General features: G+C 69.2%; 20 protein-coding genes. 5 read left to right on the top strand and 15 right to left on the bottom strand.

Going from position 1 to position 19,141, the window contains the following annotated elements; translation table 11 throughout:
* Positions 1 to 263 precede the first annotated feature (263 nt).
* Both FE633_RS09245 and FE633_RS09240 read left to right on the top strand, forming a co-directional pair.
* The gene (locus tag FE633_RS09245; protein ID WP_138044617.1) at positions 264 to 803 is read left to right on the top strand and encodes a potassium channel family protein; all 540 of its coding nucleotides are present in this window, start codon (positions 264 to 266) and stop codon (positions 801 to 803) included.
* A 213-nt stretch (positions 804 to 1,016) separates the two neighbouring features.
* The gene (locus FE633_RS09240) at positions 1,017 to 1,367 is read left to right on the top strand and encodes a carboxymuconolactone decarboxylase family protein (protein WP_138044616.1); all 351 of its coding nucleotides are present in this window, start codon (positions 1,017 to 1,019) and stop codon (positions 1,365 to 1,367) included.
* Positions 1,368 to 1,500: 133 nt separating this feature from the next.
* On the opposite strand, the gene FE633_RS09235 is transcribed toward FE633_RS09240, so the two are convergent.
* The 7 genes from FE633_RS09235 to FE633_RS09205 form a co-directional block, all read right to left on the bottom strand.
* Entirely contained in the window at positions 1,501 to 2,238 is a 738-nt protein-coding gene (locus tag FE633_RS09235; RefSeq protein ID WP_138044615.1) for an HAD family hydrolase, read from the bottom strand.
* Positions 2,235 to 3,041 carry a DeoR/GlpR family DNA-binding transcription regulator gene (locus FE633_RS09230; protein ID WP_246113519.1) on the bottom strand — a complete coding sequence of 269 codons (807 nt, stop codon included), beginning with the start codon at positions 3,039 to 3,041 and terminating at the stop codon, positions 2,235 to 2,237. The genes FE633_RS09235 and FE633_RS09230 overlap by 4 nt, the downstream gene beginning before the upstream one ends.
* A gap of 264 nt (positions 3,042 to 3,305) precedes the next feature.
* Complete coding sequence (locus tag FE633_RS09225) at positions 3,306 to 4,340, bottom strand: zinc-dependent alcohol dehydrogenase (protein ID WP_138044613.1); 1,035 nt, start codon at positions 4,338 to 4,340, stop codon at positions 3,306 to 3,308.
* A 134-nt stretch (positions 4,341 to 4,474) separates the two neighbouring features.
* Positions 4,475 to 5,371: a carbohydrate ABC transporter permease gene (locus FE633_RS09220; RefSeq protein ID WP_138044612.1), complete on the bottom strand. Its 897-nt coding sequence runs from the start codon at positions 5,369 to 5,371 to the stop codon at positions 4,475 to 4,477.
* Positions 5,368 to 6,327 carry a carbohydrate ABC transporter permease gene (locus tag FE633_RS09215; protein WP_138044611.1) on the bottom strand — a complete coding sequence of 320 codons (960 nt, stop codon included), beginning with the start codon at positions 6,325 to 6,327 and terminating at the stop codon, positions 5,368 to 5,370. The genes FE633_RS09220 and FE633_RS09215 overlap by 4 nt, the downstream gene beginning before the upstream one ends.
* A gap of 92 nt (positions 6,328 to 6,419) precedes the next feature.
* Positions 6,420 to 7,772, bottom strand: coding sequence for an ABC transporter substrate-binding protein (locus FE633_RS09210; protein ID WP_138044610.1), 1,353 nt, complete (start codon positions 7,770 to 7,772; stop codon positions 6,420 to 6,422).
* A 379-nt stretch (positions 7,773 to 8,151) separates the two neighbouring features.
* Positions 8,152 to 8,406 (bottom strand): hypothetical protein, encoded by a 255-nt coding sequence (locus tag FE633_RS09205; RefSeq protein WP_138044609.1) that lies wholly within the window; start codon positions 8,404 to 8,406, stop codon positions 8,152 to 8,154.
* 107 nt (positions 8,407 to 8,513) lie between these two features.
* On the opposite strand from FE633_RS09205, the gene FE633_RS09200 reads away from it, so the two are divergent.
* Positions 8,514 to 8,762 carry a hypothetical protein gene (locus FE633_RS09200; protein WP_138044608.1) on the top strand — a complete coding sequence of 83 codons (249 nt, stop codon included), beginning with the start codon at positions 8,514 to 8,516 and terminating at the stop codon, positions 8,760 to 8,762.
* A 108-nt stretch (positions 8,763 to 8,870) separates the two neighbouring features.
* Here the strand turns inward: FE633_RS09200 and FE633_RS09195 are convergent, their stop codons facing one another.
* From FE633_RS09195 to FE633_RS09185, 3 genes are all read right to left on the bottom strand, one after another.
* The gene (locus tag FE633_RS09195) at positions 8,871 to 9,602 is read right to left on the bottom strand and encodes a cation efflux transmembrane domain-containing protein (protein WP_138044607.1); all 732 of its coding nucleotides are present in this window, start codon (positions 9,600 to 9,602) and stop codon (positions 8,871 to 8,873) included.
* Positions 9,602 to 9,937, bottom strand: a complete 336-nt coding sequence (locus FE633_RS09190; RefSeq protein ID WP_138044606.1) for an ArsR/SmtB family transcription factor — start codon at positions 9,935 to 9,937, stop codon at positions 9,602 to 9,604. The genes FE633_RS09195 and FE633_RS09190 overlap by 1 nt, the downstream gene beginning before the upstream one ends.
* Before the next feature lie 92 nt (positions 9,938 to 10,029).
* The gene (locus tag FE633_RS09185; protein ID WP_246113518.1) at positions 10,030 to 11,169 is read right to left on the bottom strand and encodes an MFS transporter; all 1,140 of its coding nucleotides are present in this window, start codon (positions 11,167 to 11,169) and stop codon (positions 10,030 to 10,032) included.
* Positions 11,170 to 11,493: 324 nt separating this feature from the next.
* Between FE633_RS09185 and FE633_RS09180 the strand changes: the two genes are divergently transcribed.
* Positions 11,494 to 12,585 (top strand): AraC family transcriptional regulator, encoded by a 1,092-nt coding sequence (locus FE633_RS09180; RefSeq protein ID WP_138044604.1) that lies wholly within the window; start codon positions 11,494 to 11,496, stop codon positions 12,583 to 12,585.
* 37 nt (positions 12,586 to 12,622) lie between these two features.
* On the opposite strand, the gene FE633_RS09175 is transcribed toward FE633_RS09180, so the two are convergent.
* From FE633_RS09175 to FE633_RS09165, 3 genes are read right to left on the bottom strand one after another with little or no spacing between them, the layout of a single operon-like run.
* Positions 12,623 to 14,035 carry an aldehyde dehydrogenase family protein gene (locus tag FE633_RS09175; RefSeq protein WP_138044603.1) on the bottom strand — a complete coding sequence of 471 codons (1,413 nt, stop codon included), beginning with the start codon at positions 14,033 to 14,035 and terminating at the stop codon, positions 12,623 to 12,625.
* Positions 14,032 to 14,910 carry an SDR family NAD(P)-dependent oxidoreductase gene (locus FE633_RS09170; protein WP_138044602.1) on the bottom strand — a complete coding sequence of 293 codons (879 nt, stop codon included), beginning with the start codon at positions 14,908 to 14,910 and terminating at the stop codon, positions 14,032 to 14,034. Before FE633_RS09170 ends, FE633_RS09175 begins: the two co-directional genes overlap by 4 nt.
* Positions 14,907 to 16,253: a flavin-containing monooxygenase gene (locus tag FE633_RS09165; protein WP_171059871.1), complete on the bottom strand. Its 1,347-nt coding sequence runs from the start codon at positions 16,251 to 16,253 to the stop codon at positions 14,907 to 14,909. Before FE633_RS09165 ends, FE633_RS09170 begins: the two co-directional genes overlap by 4 nt.
* 187 nt (positions 16,254 to 16,440) lie before the next feature.
* Between FE633_RS09165 and FE633_RS09160 the strand changes: the two genes are divergently transcribed.
* Positions 16,441 to 17,064, top strand: coding sequence for a TetR/AcrR family transcriptional regulator (locus tag FE633_RS09160; protein ID WP_138044601.1), 624 nt, complete (start codon positions 16,441 to 16,443; stop codon positions 17,062 to 17,064).
* 49 nt (positions 17,065 to 17,113) lie between these two features.
* On the opposite strand, the gene FE633_RS09155 is transcribed toward FE633_RS09160, so the two are convergent.
* Both FE633_RS09155 and FE633_RS09150 read right to left on the bottom strand, forming a co-directional pair.
* Positions 17,114 to 17,599, bottom strand: a complete 486-nt coding sequence (locus tag FE633_RS09155; RefSeq protein WP_138044600.1) for an SRPBCC family protein — start codon at positions 17,597 to 17,599, stop codon at positions 17,114 to 17,116.
* A 23-nt stretch (positions 17,600 to 17,622) separates the two neighbouring features.
* Complete coding sequence (locus FE633_RS09150) at positions 17,623 to 19,029, bottom strand: flavin monoamine oxidase family protein (protein WP_138044599.1); 1,407 nt, start codon at positions 19,027 to 19,029, stop codon at positions 17,623 to 17,625.
* Between the last annotated feature and the right edge of the window lie 112 nt (positions 19,030 to 19,141).

The raw sequence follows: 19,141 nt of genomic DNA, 5'->3' as shown, positions 1-19,141 counted from the left end.
CCCGCTACGCATTCCGTACCATATTCATGCTAAATCCTCGACAGGACGGCTGCCACTGGGACAGCCGAGGCCCGCCCCGCCCTCGCAAGGGCTGAAACTCCGCTGCGCGGTGGTCGCCACGGAGACATGGTCTCCGTGGACTGGTACTGCAACCGGGGTGTCTTTCGGATGTCGGTTTTTCGCCTCTGTCCATTCTGGGTGCGGCGCGGTCCTGAAGCGGAGACGAACCTATGGAAACTCCTGATCCCCCGGACGGGAATGGCATGGGCCGTGAAGCGCGGACGTCCCGGTCGGTCGCGCGCCGCACGGCGCTGTTCGCGGGAATTCGGTCTGTCGTCACGACGACTGCCTGCGTTCTGGCGTACTACCTGCTCCCCATCGACCAAGCTTTCACCGGAGGTACGGTGGCGGGACTCGTCGTCGGCTTGATGCTCTTGGCTCTGCTGTTCGCCTGGCAGATCCGAATGATCACGCGGTCTGCTGCCCCTCGTCTGCGGGCCGTGGAAGCCACCTCCACCACACTCCCGCTGTTCCTCGTGTTGTTCGCGTCCACCTACTACCTGATGGAGCGCGGCTCACCCGGCAGTTTCAGTGAGGCCCTCACCAGGACCGACGCCCTGTACCTCGCGCTCAGCGTGTTCAGCACCGTCGGCTTCGGCGACATCACCGCCAATACCCAGACGGCGCGCGCGATCGCGATGGGGCAGATGATCGGCAACATCCTGTTCGTCGCCGTCGCTGCCCGCGTGTTGGTCGGAGCTGTCCAGGCCGGGCTGCGCCGACGGGACACGAACGAGGTGTGACGGGCCCGGCGGACAGGGGTGTGTGGAACGAGGCGATGACCAGTGACTGAAGACGGGAGCCGAACGTCTGCCTCGCTCCTCGGATGATCCCCTCGACAGGCAATCCGGAGGAAACGGACTTACGGTCGGGCAGTAGGCGCCGCGCCGGGCGCGGAGCCGTTGCTGCTTCCGTCCGCTGATCCTCGTCACGACACCATCGGGAGACGACCTGCCATGGCCACAGCATCTGATACCCCAGTACTGGACACCCTCGCCGCGATGACGGTCGACTCGGTTGAGCGGTGCGGGCTGGCCCCGGACATGTTCATGCTCACCCGCATCGCGGCCCTCGCCGCTTCGGACGCTCCGCCGATCTCCTACGTCGCCCACATCGACCCAGCCCTCCAGGCCGGCCTGACCGTCGACCAGGTGCAGGATGTGCTGGTAGCCATCGCCCCCATCGTGGGCACAGCCCGCGTCATGACGGCAGCCGGCAACATCGCCGAAGCACACGGCATTGCGATCGCCGTCGCCGACGCCGACGCAGAGGCCCGGGGCAAGGGGCAGGGCCGGCGCCGAGCGTAGAGACGGCGCCCGAGGTCCGGAGCCGCCAACGGGGCTCCGGACCCGCCTGCAGCGGATTGTCCTTCCGACGCCGCTCCGCCCGTGGCGCCGCGCGGAGCCTCCCGGCCGGCGAACCATCTTCTGTGCGGGGACGTCAGGTCACGAGGCGGAGGACTTCGGTCAGGCCGCGGTCCCCGGTGCGCTGTTCGGCGGGGAAGATGTAGGCACGCAGGCCGCAGGTGGTGGCGCCACCGTCCCGGACCGGGTTGTCTCCGACCATGAGGGTGGCACGTGGATCGACGCCGAGGTCTGCGCACGCCTTGAGGAACAGGTGGGGGTCGGGTTTTTCCCGGCCCATCTCGTAGGAGATGACGCAGGTGTCGATCAGGTCCTCCATGCCATGGCGGGCGAGGTGGATCCGCAGGTCCCAGGCGAAGTCGCTCACGATCCCGACGCGCAGTCCGCGGTCGCGGAGCGCCCGCAGCGTGGGTTCGGTGTCGGAGTAGGGGAGCCAGGCATCGGGCGCAGTGAGCTCCCTGTAGGCCGTCTCTTCCACGCCGCGCAGGAAGTCGACATGCCCCCACCACTCCCGCATGGCGAGACGATGCCGTTCCGGAGAGAGGTCACGGCCCTCTTGGCTGGCGACGACCGCGGGCAGCTGGAAGGCCTCTCGCAGTTGCCGGGACACCTCCTTCAAGGCGCCGTCCTCCTCCAGCAGGGCGAGGCGGCCGGAGGCATCCCCGATCCGGCGCAGCCACGTCTCCAGATCGATCATCTGGAAGATCGTGTTGCTGAAGTCGAAGAGGACGGCTTCGACGGGTGGTACGGGAGCGGCCAGTTCGGCGGCGGCGGGGCGATAGGTGCTGGGGGTTTCGAACAGAGTCTGTATCACTGGGCAGGCTTTCCGGTGTCGACCGCCTCGACAGCGACTCCGAGGCCACGCATGGCCGCGATCTCCGCGTCGGATGTGCTGGTGTCGGTGATGACCGCCTGGAAGTCGGCCACGGTGCCGTACGCGTGGGTGGCGGTTTTGCCGAATTTCGAATGGTCCACGAGCAGCAAGGACTGATGTGCGGCCGCGAGCATGGCCAGCTTCACCTCGACGTACTCGCTCAAGGGGTGGAAGAGCTGACCCGAGAGGACGGCGGTGGCGGACATCACGGCGAGATCGGCCCGGATGTGGGACAGGGCGCGGGTGACCTGAGGTCCCGTGCAGGAGTTGAAGTCACCGTGATAGTGGCCGCCGAGCAGGGTGACATCCACACCGGGGGCGGAACCCAGGCGCTGTGCCAGGCCGACCGAGTTGGTGACGACGGCGACCTGGTCGAGCTGCGCGAGGGCGGAGGCCATGGGGAAGAGAGTGGTGGAGTCGTCCATGAGTACCGTGCTGCCCGGCCTGATCCGGCCGACGGCGGCCGCGCACAGCGCGTTCTTGGCCGAGACGCTGTTGTTCTCACGGAAGCGGGTGGCGGTCTCCATGGTGAGAGCGGGGAAGGCGACGGCCCGGCCGCGTTCCTTGCGCAGCAGATGACGCTGAGCGAGGTCGTCGAGGTCGCGGTGCATCGTCATCAGGCTGACGCCGAAGTGGTCGGCGAGGTCGTCTATGCGGGTCTCGCCGTGTTCGACGACGTGGCGCAGGACGGACTGACGCCGCTCCTCGACAGCGGCCTGCGACAGACGTGTCCTGGCGGGCACTGTGGCTCTCCCTTCCCTTCCGTGTCCTGTCTCCGTGGTGCGACTGCCGGCGTATCCGGCCCCTGACAGCGCTTCAGTCATGGCACTGCAGGCACAGCGGAAGGTGCCAGGTGACGTCGGCTTCGAAGTTTCCCACACGGGACAGGAGGCGCTCGGAGCCAGTGACTGCGCGTATCCGATCGGCATCGCGAAGACCGGTCGTGCCCCGCGTCCCCGTCCTCGCCGGGCACGCCGGGCACGCCGAACCAAGAAGCATCTGCATCGCTACCAACCTTCCACGGTGACCAGGACCTTGACGTGTTCCGGAGCGAGGGAGGCGGCGAAGGCCTTGTCCGCCTCCTCCAAGGGGAAGGTCGCGGTGACGAGTTCATCCGTGTCGACGGCCCCGGAAGCGATCAGCGCGATGGCGGAGCGATAGTCATCGGCGGTGTACATCAAGGTGCCTTCGACGCGGATCTCCCGGTCCTGGACCAGGTCGAGGCGGATCGGGGTGGGACCGGCGGCACCGACGCCGACGACGATGATCCTCCCGCCCTTGGTCACCAGGTCGGTGGCCTGGGCCATGGACTGTTCGCGCGCGACGCAGTCGAAGATCACATCGACCGGCCCGCCGAGCGCGTCCTTGACCTGGTGAATGAGGTCGGGAGCGTCGGCGGGCAGGACCGCGTCGGCGCCGAGGCGCAGGGCACGGTCGCGTTTGCCCGGCAGCAGGTCGGTGACGGCGATCTTCGCGGCCCCGGCGTGCCGGGCTGCGGCGAGGACGAGCAGACCGATGGGCCCGGCGCCGAGGACGACGACCGTGCGTCCGGTGAGGTCGCCGGCCTTGGCCACCGCATGCACGGGGGTGGCCAGCGGTTCGACGAGGGCGGCCTCAAGGTCGGTCATGCCGTCGGGGACGCGGTGGACGCGGTCGCCGGGGATGGTGAACAGGTCCGCCATCGCGCCGGGGGTCTGGCAGCCGAACACCTTCAGTTCCTGGCAGATGTTGTAGCGGCCGGAGCGGCACTGGGGGCACTGTCCGCAGAAGAGGTTCGGCTCGACGATCACCCGGTCGCCGGGGGCGAAGGCCTCGGCGCCCGGGCCGACGGCGGCGACGACACCGACCGCTTCGTGCCCGGGGTGGTAGGGCAGGGGCATGAACGGATGGTGGCCAAGGGCCGCGTGAGTGTCGGAACCGCAGACGCCCACCACGGTGGTGCGGACCAGGAGTTCGCCGTCGCCGGCGACCGGCGCGGGTATCCGCTCGACGGTGATGTCGTCGATGGAACGGACGAATACGCGTCGGATCTGCTGGGACATGGGGTGGGGCTCCATTCGCGTGCGGTCGGGCGGCACCGGCGCCGGGGTGTGCGGCCGGAGACGGCTCGAAGAGGCGGGGTCGGGACATGCGTGCGCGGGCGTGTGCCGCGATGCCTATGCGATGGCTGCCGCCTTCACTTCACGGCTCCCAGGGAGAGGCCGCGGACGAGTTTGTCCTGGGCGGCGAAACCGGCGATGAGGACGGGCAGGGAGACCAGCGTGGCCGCCGCGCAGAGCCGGGCGAGGAAGAGGCCCTCGTTGGTGATGAAGCCGACCAGGAAGACCGGCGCGGTCGATGCCTGCGTCGCGGTGAGGTTGACGGCGAACATGAACTCGTTCCAGCTGAAGATGAAGCAGATCAGCGAGGTGGCGGCGAGTCCGGGCATGGCGATCGGTGCGACGACCCGCCATAGCACGGTGAGCAGCTTGGCCCCGTCCATCTCGGCCGCTTCCAGGATCTCCTTGGGGACCTCGGCGAGGAACGAGCGCATCATCCACACCGCGATCGGGAGGTTCATGGCGGTGTACAGGACGATCAGTGTCCATACGTTGTCGAGCATCCCGATGTCCTTGACGATCATGTAGACCGGCAGCAGGGCCGCGATGGCCGGGAGGAACTTGGTGGACAGGAAGAAGAACATCACGTCGGTCCACTTCTCGACCGGCTTGATGGACAGCGCGTAGGCCGTCGGTACCGCCAGGGCCAGCACCAGCAGCGTCGAAATGACGCTGGCCATGGTCGAGTTGAGGAGGAAGGGGGTGATGTTCCGGCTGAACAGTGTGGCGTACTGCCCGAGGGTGAACGGGGCGAAGGGGGTCGGCGGGTTGGTCGCCGCGTCGGCCTCCTGGTGGAAGGAGGTGAGCACCATCCACGCCACCGGCGCGAAGAACGCCAGCGTGGCGAGCCAGGCGACGAAGGTCCACAGCGGCGACAGCCGCGGCGCACCGGCGGGGTCCGCCTGCTCGTCGTGACGGCGGATGAGCTTCTTCAGCCTGGCCCCGGGGGCGCCGGCTGCTGCGTGCGCGGTCATCGGGACACCTCCTCGCGGAACAGTGACGCGATGGTGCGCAGCGCGAAGGTCGCGATCACGATCGAGCCGAGCACGACGACGACACCGGCGGCGGCCGCCTCGCCGTACTCGTACTTGCGGAACATGGTCAGGTAGATCTCGTAGGGCAGGTTGGTCGTCTGCGCGCCGGGGCCGCCCTGGGTGATGGTGTAGACGGCGTCGAAGGTCTGCACGACGTAGATCGTGCCGAGCAGGATGCCCAGTTCGAGGTACTGGCGCAGGTGCGGCAGGGTGATGAAGCGGAAGGTCGCCATGGGCGTCGCCCCGTCGACCCGGGCTGCTTCCAGGACGTCACCGGGCTGGGCCTGCAGGCCGGCCAGGAGGATCAGCATCATGAACGGGGTCCACTGCCAGACCAGCGAGATCACGACGGCGGGCATGGGGTAGGACGAAATCCAGTCGATGGTGGGGCCGTGGTCGGCGCCGAAGACCTGGTAGACGGCGTTGAGGGTGCCGTTGAGGAGCCCGTAGTCGGGGTTGTAGATGGCGTGCTTCCACAACAGCGCCGCCGCGACCGGCATGACGAGGAACGGGGCGATGAGCAGGGTGCGCGCCAGCCCGCGGCCGGCGAACCGGCGGTCGAGCAGCATGGCCAGCCCCAGCCCCAGGATCACACTGATGAGCACCACCGACGCGGTGAGCACGATGGTGTTCAGTACCGCAGCGCGCAGTCGTTCGTCGGTGAAGACGAACGTGTAGTTGGACAAGCCGAGGAAGTGCCGGTCGCCCGGCTTGAGGATGTTCCACTGGAAGGTGGAGATGACGAGCGTTGCCACGAAGGGCAGTTGCGTGACGACGATGGTGAAGACCAGCGCCGGCAGCAGCGGAATGCGCCGTCGCCACTTGCTGACTGCGGTGGACTTCCGCCGACGGGTGGGCAGCGGCGTTTTCTTGGGTGCTTCGATGAGCGTGGTCATGGACTTTCCTCCGCCTGTGAAGGCCGGGGTCGGGGAAGCCGGGGTGGGGAAGCCGTGCCCGGCCGGCGCCGAAGCCGGCCGGGCAGCGCGGGTCACTGGTAGTTCTTGGCGACTTCCTCGGCGAGCTTCTGGCCGTCGTTCAGCGCCTTGTCCACGCTGGTCTTGCCTGCGATGGCGGCGGAGATCTCCTGGCTGACCTTCGTCCCCAGGTCCTGGAACTCGGGGATGGCCACGAACTGGATCCCCACCGTCGGCCTGGGCTGGACGCCGGGGTTGGACGGGTCTGCGCCCTCGATGGACTTCAGGGTGATGTCACCGAACGACGAGGCGGCCTTCTGGTACTGCGGGATCTCGTACGTGCTGGCCCGCTTGCCGGCCGGGACGCGCGCCCAGCCGAGCTTCTCGCCGACCAACTTCTCGTACTTCTTGCTGGAGGCCCACAGCATGAACTTCGAGGCCGCGTCGGCCTTCTTCGTGGTCTTCGGCATCGCCCATGCCCAAGCCCACAGCCAGCCGCTGCTCTTCGTCTCGACGGTCGGCGCGTAGGCGTAACCGACGTGGCCGGCGACCTTGCTGGACTTGGCGTCCTCCAGCGACCCGGCCGCGCTGGTCGCGTCGTACCACATCGCGACCTTCTTCTGGCTCATGGCGTTCAGGCACTCGGTGAACCCGGCCTGCGGGGCACCCGCCTCACCGTGCTTCTTGACCAGGTCGACGTAGAAGTTGGTGGCCTTCTTGAACGCCGGGCTGTTGACCTGTGCCTTCCAGTCCTTGGTGAACCAGGTGCCGCCGAAGGTGTTGACCACGGAGGTCAGCGGCGCCCCGAGCTCGCCCCAACCGGGCAGACCACGCAGGCAGATGCCCTTCATCCCCGGCTCGGCGCCGTCGACCTTGGCCGCGATGTCGGCGACCTGCTGCCAGGTCGGCCGTTCGGGCACCGTGATGCCCTTCGCCTTCATGACGTCCTTGTTGTACATGAGCATGGACGACTCACCGTAGAACGGCAGGGCGTAGAGCTTGCCGTCCGAGCCGGACAGGGACTTGACCATCGGCTTCAGCAGGTCGGCCTGGTCGAAGCTCGCGTCCTTGGCGGTGTAGGACCCCAGCTCGTGCAGCCAGCCGTTCTTTTCCCAGATGGGCACCTCGTAGGCGCCGATGGTGGCGACGTCGTACTGGCCGGCCTTGGTGGCGATGTCCTGGGTGACTTTGTCGCGCAGCTCGTTCTCGGGAAGGATCGTGAAGTTCACCTTGATGCCGGTGTCCTTGGTGAAGGTGTCCTTCGTCAGCTTCGCGATGTCCTCCATCTGCGGGTTGCCGACCATCAGCACGTTGATGCTCTTGTCCCCGCCGCTGCTGCTGCCACCTCCCCCGGCGCCGGCGCACCCGGTGGCCAGGACGGCGACAGCGGCTATACCCGCGATGAGGGTCTGTCTGGTCGATGGCATGGCGAGGTCCTCTTTCTCTGAGCGGTACTGAAGGCGTGCTGGGAGAGGGGCGGTACGGAGCCGTGGGGAGAGATACGCATCGGATGCAGGCCGCCGCGCCGCGCGCACGGCAGCCGTTCGGACATGCGGTGCCTGTCTCGGGAGAGGCAGGCACGAAGCCGACGGGGAGAATTGTTAGCAGAAGCAGTCAGCCCTGTTAACACTTATTGCGAGATATTCTTCGGGAACCTATGGTGAGTCGACCTCACGTAGGGCGCGAAGCCCCGGTCGAACCGGCTCGCGCCGCCGTCGTCTCTGCCATGGAGGACAGATGACCGCCGTCGTCGACGAAGCCAATCTCAGCGCCAACGGCAGTACCGATGTCCCCCGAGGCCGGTCATCACGTGGCGAGGCTGTCGGATGCCGGTGCGTCCGAGGAGGGCGGCGAGGAGCAGCGCGGCGAGAGCAGGGTGCCTCCGGCCAGTCGGCTGAGCAGGATGCCGGCCGACATCCCGGCGGCCACCGCGCCGATGAGCAGGTAGGCGGTCACCAGCACGCCCGCGCCGGAAGCGGTCGAAGCCAGGAAGGGCGCGAACGCCGCCGGGACGCTCCTTCCCCGGCAGCGGCGACTCCCTCGCCGCAGGTACCTCGCCACCCTCGGCTCGCTCCCTCCACTGCTGCGGCGGCACCCGCAACGGTGATGGATGTGCCGCGCCGGCCGAGGGCTGCGAGCGCGGGTGCGGCGAGGGCGGTGCGGAGGGGATGACGGTCGGTGAGCGGGAGCACGGCGAAGCCGAGCAGTCCTGCCAGGCTGTACGGCCCGATGGCGGACGGGCTGAGCGCGTAGGGCGGCTGGGCGAGTTGGAGCGTGAGGGTGACCCGGCGAGGCTGACGGCGAAGCACCACAGGCCGCTGGCGATCACCGCGCGGCGCATCCTCGGATGGCGGCAGATGCTGCTCGCCTTCGCTGCCCTCGCCCTGCCGACCAGGGCGGCAGTCAGGGCTGACTAGGGCGGCAGTCAGGAGGGTGAGCTGTCCGGCGACAAGGCGATGGGGAGCCAGAGCACGAACGGTTCGGCCTCCGCCACGTGGGCACCGTGCCGGAGGTCGGCACCGGGTTCAGATGCAGCAGCTGCATCCGGGTGCGCAGCCGCAGGCGTCCGACTCTGCGCCGGCGCCCGGGACTGTCGCGGAGGCCGGGACTGCCGCGGCGGCCGGGGTCGCGCAGCAGCCCTTGCCCTGCCAGGCGTCCCGGCCCTCCCTGACAGCGACAGCGGCGATGACGAGGGCGGCGATGGGGTCGGCCCAGGACCAGCCGAGGGTGGCGTTGAGGAGCAGGCCGAGAAGGAGCACGGCCGAGAGGTAGGTGCAGAGGAGGGTCTGTTTGGAGTCGGCGACCGCGCTGGCGGAGCCGAGTTCGCGTCCGGCGCGGCGCTGGGCGGCGGACAGGAACGGCATCACGGCGAGGGACAGGGCGGCGAGCACGATGCCGGGGATGGAGCGTTCGGCCTCGCCGGTGCCGGTCAGTGCGCGGACGGCGTCGACGGTGACGTAGGCAGCGAGCGCGAAGAACGACAACGCGATGATGCGCAGCGCGGTCTTCTCCCGTGCCTCGCGCACGTGGTGGTCGCGGGCGGAGAACTGCCAGGCGACCGCGGTGGCGGAGGAGACCTCGATGACGGAGTCCAGGCCGAAGCCGATCAGGGCGGTGGAGGAGGCCAGGGTGCCTGCGGTGATGGCGACCATCGCCTCGACGACGTTGTAGGTGATCGTGGCCGTGACCAGCAGGCGTATTCGCCTGGCGAGGACATCACGGCGGGCCGGGGACGGGCCGAGAGAAATCGCGGTCATCAGCAGCACCCCTTCTCATCGGCGTCGACGCAGGTGCGGTCGGCGGCGACAGCCACCACAGCGGCGCGCAGATCGTCGATCGCGTGGCCGAGGCGTTCGTCGGCGAGCTCGTAACGGGTGCGGCGACCGTCGGGCACGGTGACGACCAGGCCGCAGTCGCGCAAGCACGCCAGGTGGTTCGACAAGCGGGTGCGGGAGATGCCGAGCGCGTCGGCGAGATCGGAGGGGTAGGCCGGGGCTTCGCGCAGGGCGAGCAGGAGCCGGCAGCGGATCGGGTCAGCGAGCGCGCGGCCGAACCGGGCCAGCACCTCGATGTCGGAGGCAACAGTCAGCACAGCACGACAGTACACGTCATCCTGAATTCAGGAAATCATGGATTGTCATGCCCCCGGCATCGACGGTCCGGAAGCACCCGGCGTGCGAACCCTCAGCCCAGTGGCTGAGAATCTGCCCGGTCGAAGGGAGGGATTCTCTCCGCACGGGCCGAGGCTGGAGGCTGCTGGGTGAAATGGCGGGCGGCGGCCAGGAGAAGAACCGCCAGGGCGGCCGATGCCGCGTAGGCGAGACGGAACTGGCCGGTGGAGCCGAGGAGTCCGCTCACTGCGCCACCAGTGATGACGCCGACGTAGTTGAAGAGGTTCAGGCGCGCCAGGACCGCTTCCGAGGCAGCGGGACGCAGTCGCGCGGCGGAGGCCAGACACAGTGGAGCCAGGACGGACGACCCCAGGCCCACAGCTCCGGCCGCGAGCACGGCGAACGGCCAGCTCGGCGCGGCGGCCATGCCTGCCAGGGCGCCCGCGACCAGCAGGGCCGCGGTGCGGACGACGGCGACCGCTCCGAACCGTCGCACGAGTCGGTCGGTGGCGGCGCGACCGACGACTGTGCCGGCCTGGTAGGCCGCGTACGCCAGCGGCGCGACCGTGAGGGACGCGGCGAGGGTCTGGCGCAGGTAGACCGCCGACCAGGCCGAGACGGTGGAGTCGACGACGTAAACGACGAGGAGGACCAGGCCGAACGGGATGAGCCGGATCCACAGGCGGCGCCCCAGCGGCGGCTGCGCGGGGGTGTCCGACGGCCCCGCGGAGGACGAGGGGAGGGCATGCGTGCGCATACAGACGGCGAGGAGCAGCACGATGCCTGCCTGAACGCTCAGGCCGGTGGCTACGGGCCACTCCAGCCGGGCGGCCCCGGCGGTGAGCAGGGCCGCGATCACGCCACCCACGCTCCATGCCGTGTAGAAGGAGCCGAAGATGCTGCGGCCGTAGGCGCGTTCGATCGCCGCCGCCCGGGTGTTGACCCCGACATCGAGGGCACCGACAGCGAGCCCGAAGAGGATGTACGCGCAGATGACGGTCGCCTCGTCCGGGGCCAACCCGATCAGTACCAGCGCGGCGGCGGCCGTCAGCACGGCCCCGCGCATCGTGGCGACGGGACCGGCGCGGCGGATCGCGGCCAGACCCAGGAAGCTGCCGCCCCCTGCCACCAGCGCCACCGCGACCATCAGCGTGGTCGTCAGGAGCGGAGGCAGTCTCAGGTGCTCCGTGACAGCGGGGACGGTCGTGTACACGGCGGCGACGGACACACCTTGCGCGGCGAACGCGAGGGTCGCGCCCCTTCGGGCGCCACGTTTGGAGACCGGGCGCCCGGCCCGCGCCTGGGCTGGAGCATTAAAGGACATGATGCTGTCGCGCCTTCATTTCCTGTGTGCGCTGGACTGAGCCATCGAGGACCAGTGAGTCGAATACCGTGCGGGTTCCGGAAACTGAAACCGTAGCCAGGCGCGGAAGACAGGCTCAGGACGCCAGGGGCCGTACAGGGGACTTCGGGGGCCAGAGCATGCGACCGGTGATGCCGGCTGCCTACGGTGGTCGCCGAGGAGAAGGTGAGTGCGATGTCCCTTGCCCCCGGTCCGGCAGACCCTCCCGGGACCAGCCGCAGTACGTCGGCGACGATCCAGCCGAACATCCTGCGCTATCTCGTCGTGGTCGCCGACGAGCGCGGCGTCGATCTGCGGCCCCTGCTGAAGCAGATGGGACTGGACGAGACAGTCATGCGCTCCGCCGCGCTGCGGGTGTCCTACCGGCAGGGCAGCGCGGTGATCCGTCGTGCGCTGGAGCTCACCAGGGACGAGCGCCTGGGGCTGAAGGTCGGCGCGGCGCAGCACCTGACGGCGTGGGGCCTGCTCGGCTTCGCCCTGATGGCCGACAACACGCTGCGGCACGCCATCGAGACCGGGGTGAAGTACCAGAACCTGTCCGGGGCGATGGTGGTGTGGTCGGCCGGTGTGGGTGAGGAGGACGACGCCTTCGTGCTGCGCGCCGATCTTCCCGATCCCGCCATGGACCCGGCCGTGGCTTCCTTCCTGATCGAGGAGGCGTTCGCCTCCGTGGTCACCCTGTCCCGGCTGACCGTCGGCCCTGCCTTCGCGCCGAGAGCGGTGGAGTTCTCTCTTCCGCCACCGCGCCAACTCGACCTGTACGGCGCCCTGTTCCGCTGTCCGGTCCGATTCAGTGCCCCCGTCAACCGCATGGTCATCGACCCCGCGTGGGCCCGTACCCGGATGCCCGGCCGGGATCCGGTGAGTTACGCGTCGACGCTGGAGATGCTCGACGCGCAGATGGCTTCCCGCCGTGACCAGCAGGATCTGCTGGAGGTTCTGGAGATCTCCGTCGCGCAGGGCCTCCCGGTGGTGCCTTCGTTCGGTGAGCAGGCGCGGCGGCATGCGACGAGCGAGCGGACGCTGCGCCGTCGGCTGGCCGACTGCGGCACGACGTACGAGGCACTCGTCGAGGGAGTGCGCCGGGAACGCGTCGAACAACTCCTGCTCCGCCCGGAACTGACACTGCGCGACATCGCCCACCGGGCGGGATTCTCCGACGAACGGGCACTGCGCCGCGCGGTACGCCGCTGGCACGGCGCCTCCCCGGTCCAACTGCGGGAGCGGATGCTCCGGGGGGCGGGGCAGACCGGTCGCCCGGAATGACGTGTCGGCCACCGCGCCTGCCGGCTGTCGGCTCGGGTCAGCGGGCGCGGATCCAGATCGTCTTCTCCCGGGTCCACTGGTCGAAGGCGTCGGTGGACTTCTCCACCCCACCGAATCCCGACTGCTTCCAGCCGCCGAAAGGTGTGGTGATGTCACCCTCGCTGTAGGCGTTGACGGAGACCACGCCGGCCTCGATGCCGCGTGCCAGCCGCAGCGCGGTATCGAGGTCGCGGGTCCAGACCGAGGCGGCGAGTCCGTACTCGGTGGCGTTGGCCCTGCGTACCGCCTCGTCCTCGGAGGTGAAGGTCTGGACGGTGACGACTGGACCGAACAACTCCTTGGTGAGGACGTCGCTGCCGTCGGGGGCGCGAGTGATCACGGTGGGCGGGTAGTAGGCGCCGCGTGGAGGCAGCCCGTGAGGCAGTCCCCCGGTGTGGATCTGGGCTCCGCCGGCCCGGGCGGCCTGCACGGCTCCCGCGACCCGGTCGAAGGCGGCGTGGTTGATGAGCGGCCCCATCTGCGTGCGCGGGTCTGCCGGATCGCCGATGACGAGCTCTCTCGCCGCTGCCGTGAACCGCTGTATGACCTCCGCGGCGATACTGCGGTGAACCAGAACACGGGAGCCGGCCGTGCAGTTCTGCCCCATGGTCAGGAACGCGGCCTCGATCATGTTGTCGATGAGCTCGTCGCCGTAGGAGAGCGCGTCGGCCATCAGTACCTGGGGGCTCTTGCCGCCCATCTCCAGCGAGACCCGCTTGAAGTTGCTCTCGGCGGCGTCCTTGAGGACGCGGCGGCCGGTCGTGGTGGACCCGGTGAAGGAGAGCGCCCCCACAAGGGGGTTGAGAGCTAGGGCGGCCCCGGCCTCCTGGCCATAGCCGGGCAGCACCGTGAGCACCCCGTCGGGCAGGCCGGCCTCGGCTGCGAGTGCGGCCAGGTGCAGGGCCGAGCGCGGGGTCGCCTCGGCCGGCTTGACCAGCAGACAGTTGCCGGCGGCCAGGGCCGGTCCGACCTTCCATGCGGTCATCGCCAGCGGGTAGTTCCACGGCAGGATCGCCGCGACGACCCCGACGGGTTCGCGGCTCATGAGACCGAGACCGTCGGGCCCGCTCGGCGCGAGCCGGCCGAAGACCTTGTCGGCCGCCTCGGCGAACCAGCGGATCGACTCGATCGCGCCCGGTACGTCGCCCGTACGGCACTCCGTGATCGGCTTTCCCGCGTCCTCGCTGTCCAGCCGGGCGAGGATCTCTGCGTCGCGTTCCATCAGGTCGGCCAGCCGCAGCAGCACAGCGCCGCGCTCCCGGACCGGCAGCCGCGACCACACCCCGGCGTCGTGGACCTGCCGGGCCTGCTCGGCGGCCTTGGCCACGTCGTCGGCGCTCGCGGCGGGCAGGGTGGTGATCGGTTCTCCTGTGGCGGGGTTGACGACCTGCAGCATCTCGTTCGTGGTCATGCTTCCTCCACCAGCTCCCAGCGCCCCTCGGTCTGGCGGGCCAGTCCGCGTCGGCGGAGTTCCTCCAGATAGCGAGCCATGCCGCGGTCACCGCGCTTGCGGAACAGCGGGAAGACCCGGGGCAGCAGGTTCGGCATGAGCATCGCGACACGCACCAGACGGGACTCACCGGGCCGGGGGTAGACCTCCAGTCGGGGCTTGTCCAGCAGGCTCACCACGGCCGCGACGACGTCGGCGGGCTGCTGGGGCCGGTCCTGGAACTGCATGGAGTTCCCGCCGTCCACGGCTTCCTGGCGCAGCATCCGGGTGTCGGTCGCCGACGGTAGTACCGAACCGGCCAGAATGCCCTTGGTCCTGAGGTCGAGCCCGATGGCGAGCATCGCGCCACGCAGCCCGAACTTGGATGCGGTGTAGATCGGGGTCTCGGCCAGCGGGAAGATCCCGCCGAGGGAGACCGTGGTGACCACTCGGGCGTCCCGGGAAGCCATGAGAAGAGGAATGGCGATCCGGGTGGCGACGAGCGGTGAGGTCAGGTTGAGGGTGATCTCCCGCTCGATGCTCTCGACGCTGCGGACGTCGAAGCGTTCCGCGCTGGTCATGCCCACGTTGTTGACGAGTACGTCGAGGCGACCGTGATCATCGGCGACCACCTCGAACAACCGCTCCACCTGGGCGCGGTCCATCAGGTCACAGCCGATGCCCGTATGCCCGGCGCCCGGAAGGTCCGCGGCCACCTTCATGGCGCGGACCCCGTCGATGTCGACGACGACGCAGCGGGCGCCGCCGGAGGCGAAACGACGGCACAGCGCACTGCCGATGCCGCCCGCGCCGCCGGTCACCAGCATGACCTTGTCGGTGAAGTCGAACCCGCTCATGCCGTCGCCTCCGCAGGTCGAAGGGACCGTACCCGCGGAGGCCGGCCCTCGGTGCGCCAGCCCATCTCCCCCGCGACCTTGCCCAGGTACTTCACGAAGGCCGCGCCGTCGACGTAACCGGTGTGGCGGGGCGAGTCGACGAACTTCAGCCCGCCGGACAGATCCGGGCGGTCGGCGCGGATCATGCGGGCGAACCGCTCCGCGTTAGGCAGCCGGTGCCGCGCGTCATGGATGTACCCGGCGATCAGCTGCGCCTGGGAGTCGAAGAGCTGGTACGCACCGGAGTTGGTCTCGATGAAGCCGATGCCGAACAGGCCCTCGTGCTCGCGCGAGAACGACGACAGGTACAGGTCCGGGTGCTGCTCATCGCCGAAGTACTGCTGCGCGACCGGCACTTTGTGGACGTAGCCGGTGGCCAGCAGGACGAGATCGAAGTCGTCGCTCGTGCCGTCGGTGAAGTACACGGTCCGGCCCTCGGTGCGGGCGATCCCGGGCTTGGCGGTGATGTCGCCGTGCTGGAGGTGGTGGATCAGCATCGAGTTGACGGCCGGGTGGGTCTCGAACAGCTTGTGGTCCGGCTTCGGCAGCCCCAGCCGCGTCGGGTCGCCGTTGATGATCCGCAGGAGGGCCCCGAAGAGACGCTGTGCCAGCCACATCGGCAGGTGCGGCCCGCTGCCCGCGATGGTGTCCACCGGCCGGCCGAACAGGTGCTTGGGGATGAACCAGTATCCGCGCCGCATGCTGATCACCGCGTGGTCCGCGGTCCGGGCCGCGTCGCAGGCTATGTCACAGCCGGAGTTCCCCGCGCCCACGACCAGGACCCGCTTGCCCCGCAGCTCCTCCGCGTTGCGATAGCCGACGGTGTGCCGGACCTCTCCGCTGAACTCCCCCGGCAGTTCGGGGACGTTGGGGTGCCACTGCGAGCCCGTACACACGACGACCTGCCCGTGCACGCTTTCCCGCCCGTCGGCCCGGGTGACCGTCCACGTGCCGTCCGCGTTCTTCTCGACGTTGTCGACCTCGACGCCGAACTCGATGCGGTCCGTCAGCCCGTAGGCGTCGGCGAAGGACCGCAGGTACGACAGGATCTGCCGGTGGGGCGGGTAGTCCGCGAAGTGGTCGGGCATCGGAAAACCGCCGAATCCCGACAGTGTCCTGCTGGAAATGAAGTGGGCGGACTCGTACATCGGACCGCCGGGATTGTCGATGTCCCAGATACCGCCGGGCCCGGTGTGTCGCTCAAGATGCGTGTACGGCAGATTCCGCTCCGCCAGGGCCCTGGCGACCGCCAGCCCGGCAGGTCCCGCCCCGATCACGCACGTATCAAACTGGCTTTCCTTCACGGGTCTGCCTCCTCGTTCATCCCTTTCACGGGCGTTGGAGGAAACGTATTCACCCGCCGTTCTGCGGGAACTGACCTGCGCGGCCACGGACCGGACCTCAGCGGCCGCGCCACCACTGCGTCCGTCTGCGCGCAACCTGACCTGTTCGGACGACTTGTTCATGGGACTCAGTCGGTATGATGCAGTCATGGCTCACGTTCCCGCGGCCGAGCGCCGCCCTCAGCTGATCAAAGCGGCCATCGACTTCATGACGAGGGAGGGAGTCGCGGCCGGGAGTACCCGTGCCATCGCCGCCGAGCTGGGGGTGGCCCAGGCCACGGTGCACTACACCTTCGGCACGAAGGAAGGGCTGTACCGCGCCGTCATGGAGCAGCTCACCCAGGATCTGATCACCCAGGTCGAGCAGGCCGCGCCGGCCGACGCCGGATTCGAGGAGACGGCCGGCACGCTGGCCGCCGCCCTGTGGCGAACGGTGCGTGAACAGCCCGCCAGCCATCAACTCCTCGCGGAACTGACCCACTTCGCGCTCCGGACCCCCGCCCTGAACGAGGCCCTCGAGAGCCACTACCGAAGGGTGACCGAGGTGACGGCGCGACTGGTGACCGAGGCAGCCGCGCGCACCGGGCAGCCTCTCGCCCAGCCCGCGGAAACGATTGCGCGTTTCTTCCTCGCCGGCTTCGACGGGCTCACGATGCAACATCTCTCGCTCCCCGACGAGGAGGCCGAGCACACCTGCCTCCAGGCCTTCGTGTCCGCTGTGGTGGCCATGGCCGGCGGTCGGCTGGAGCGGGTGTCCGTACCGGCGAGCTGACAGCGGTCGGGCGCACTCGTACAGGTACGAGTGCGCCCGGGTCCGGTCGTCAGTCGCGCGCGTTGATGGTCTCGGAGCGGATCAAGGTGCTCAGGTTGGCCATCGAGGTGCGCATGTCCGCACGCATACCCGGCTGCTGAATCCAGTCGAGCGCGAGCCCGAGGGGGCCGAGGTCGATGACGTATTCCACCTTGTAGGTCATCTGCGTGGCCTCCCTGCCGTCCGCGCTCTGGACCGGCTGGAACTCGAAGACGCTGGTCACGTCCTTCAGCGGAGCGAACCCGACCCCGGTGTCGACGCGGCGCCTGAGGGGGTCGATCTCCACCACGGTCCACACCGAGTCGGTGCGCAGCGGGCCGAGGGTGCGGTTGCGTTCGGCATAGGTCTTGCCCACGGTGGCGATGCCGTGGTGGTCGGTGACCTCGATGGCGCCGGCGACCCATTCGGCGTATCGGTCGGTGCGGGAGACGACCTCCCAGACCCGCTCGACGGGAGCGTCGATGACGGCGCGTTCGGTGACGTGGAACTTGGTCATGGGGTGGTGCCTTTCTCTTTCGTTCAGCTCTGGTGCAGGAGTTCGGTGGCGGCGTGCCGGCCGGAGCGGACCGCGCCGTCCATGAAGCCGTTCCAGTAGGGGGAGAACTCGGACCCCGCCCAGTGCACGCGCCCGAACTCGCGACCCAGCCACTCCCCGTACTCGGTCAGCACTCCGGGTGCGGCGACGGACGTGGGGCCGCCCTGGGTCCATTGCTCGGCGGTCCAGTCCTGCTCGACGTAGTCGACGGTGTCGAAGGCCCGCTCCCGGACGACCTGGGCGAAGGAGCGCAGCACCGCGCCGCGCCGCTCGCATGCCGGGCGGTGCGCCCACTTGCGCCATTCCTTGCCGCCGAGGAATCCCATGAGCACGCCCGGTCCACCGTCGGGCGGGCTGTTGTCGAACATCTCGCGGATGGGCGAACCTCCCCGCAGCAGGCCCATGCCGGACAGGCCCTCCGCCCGCCAGAACGGTGTGTCGTAGACGGCCACGCACTTCATGAGGGTGCCGAAGGGCAGCCGCTGGAAGAGCTGGTCCTGCTGCGGCGGCAGCAGTGGGTCCCAGACGATCCGGGAGGCCAGGAGGGGCGGGATGGCGACGATGACCCGGTCGGCCCGCCAGTCGCCGGCGTCGGAGATCACGGTGACTCCGTCGGCGTCCTGGCTGATCCGGCGCACCGGGGCCGACAGGTGGACACGTCCGTCGAGTTCCTCGGCCATCCGGATCGCCACCAGCTGTGAGCCGCCGACGAACCGGCTGTCCTGGGCACCGCCGGAGGTACCGGTGCCGCGGTCCATGGTGCCCGGATGGGCCTCGTCACCGAACGTCGAGACGTACCAGAGGCTGAACAGCGCCGACGCGTCGCGCGCCTCACCGCCGTACGCGGAGTTCAGGAAGATGTTGATCAGGTCGACGGCGTCGCCGGTGATCTCGGCCTTGCGCAGCCAGGTCTCGTAGGTCATGCCGTCCAGGTCGCGGGCGTTCGGGGCCCGCCACGGCGCCGCCGGGGGCACCTTGCCCGCCGCCTGTCCGATGCGGGCCAGGGCGATGCCCATGTCCGGCAGCGCGAGCAGGTCCGGGGGTGTGTGCCCGGAGAACCGCCTGGCCTTGCCGTCGTGCACGTAGACCCGCTCGCCGGGCACGGCGGCCTGATACGTGGCCACGCCGACTTCCTTGGCCAGCGCCAGGATGTGGTCCTGGGTGGGGCCGACGAACTGCCCGCCGATCTCGGTCACTCGGCCCTCGCCGAGATCGTGGTTGAGCAGCCGCCCGCCGACCCGGTCGCGGGCCTCCAGAACGGCCACGGACTTGCCCGCCGCGACGAGCTCCCGCGCCGCGGTCAGCCCCGCCAGTCCCGCGCCGATCACGACGACGTCTGCCTCTCGGCTCCAGCGCCCGTTGGCGGCTTGCGTGCCGTGCGTACTGGTCATGGTCACTCCTTGGCTCACAGCGGTGAAGCAGTCGGCGAACAACATACAGGCGACATTGTCAGTCGACAAGGTCATTCGATTTCGTCATCTGAAAACACGCGTGACCTGGGTT

The organism is Streptomyces montanus (assembly GCF_005786655.1).
Classification (GTDB): Bacteria; Actinomycetota; Actinomycetes; order Streptomycetales; family Streptomycetaceae; genus Streptomyces; species Streptomyces sporangiiformans.
This window is presented reverse-complemented; position numbering and strand designations above follow the sequence as displayed.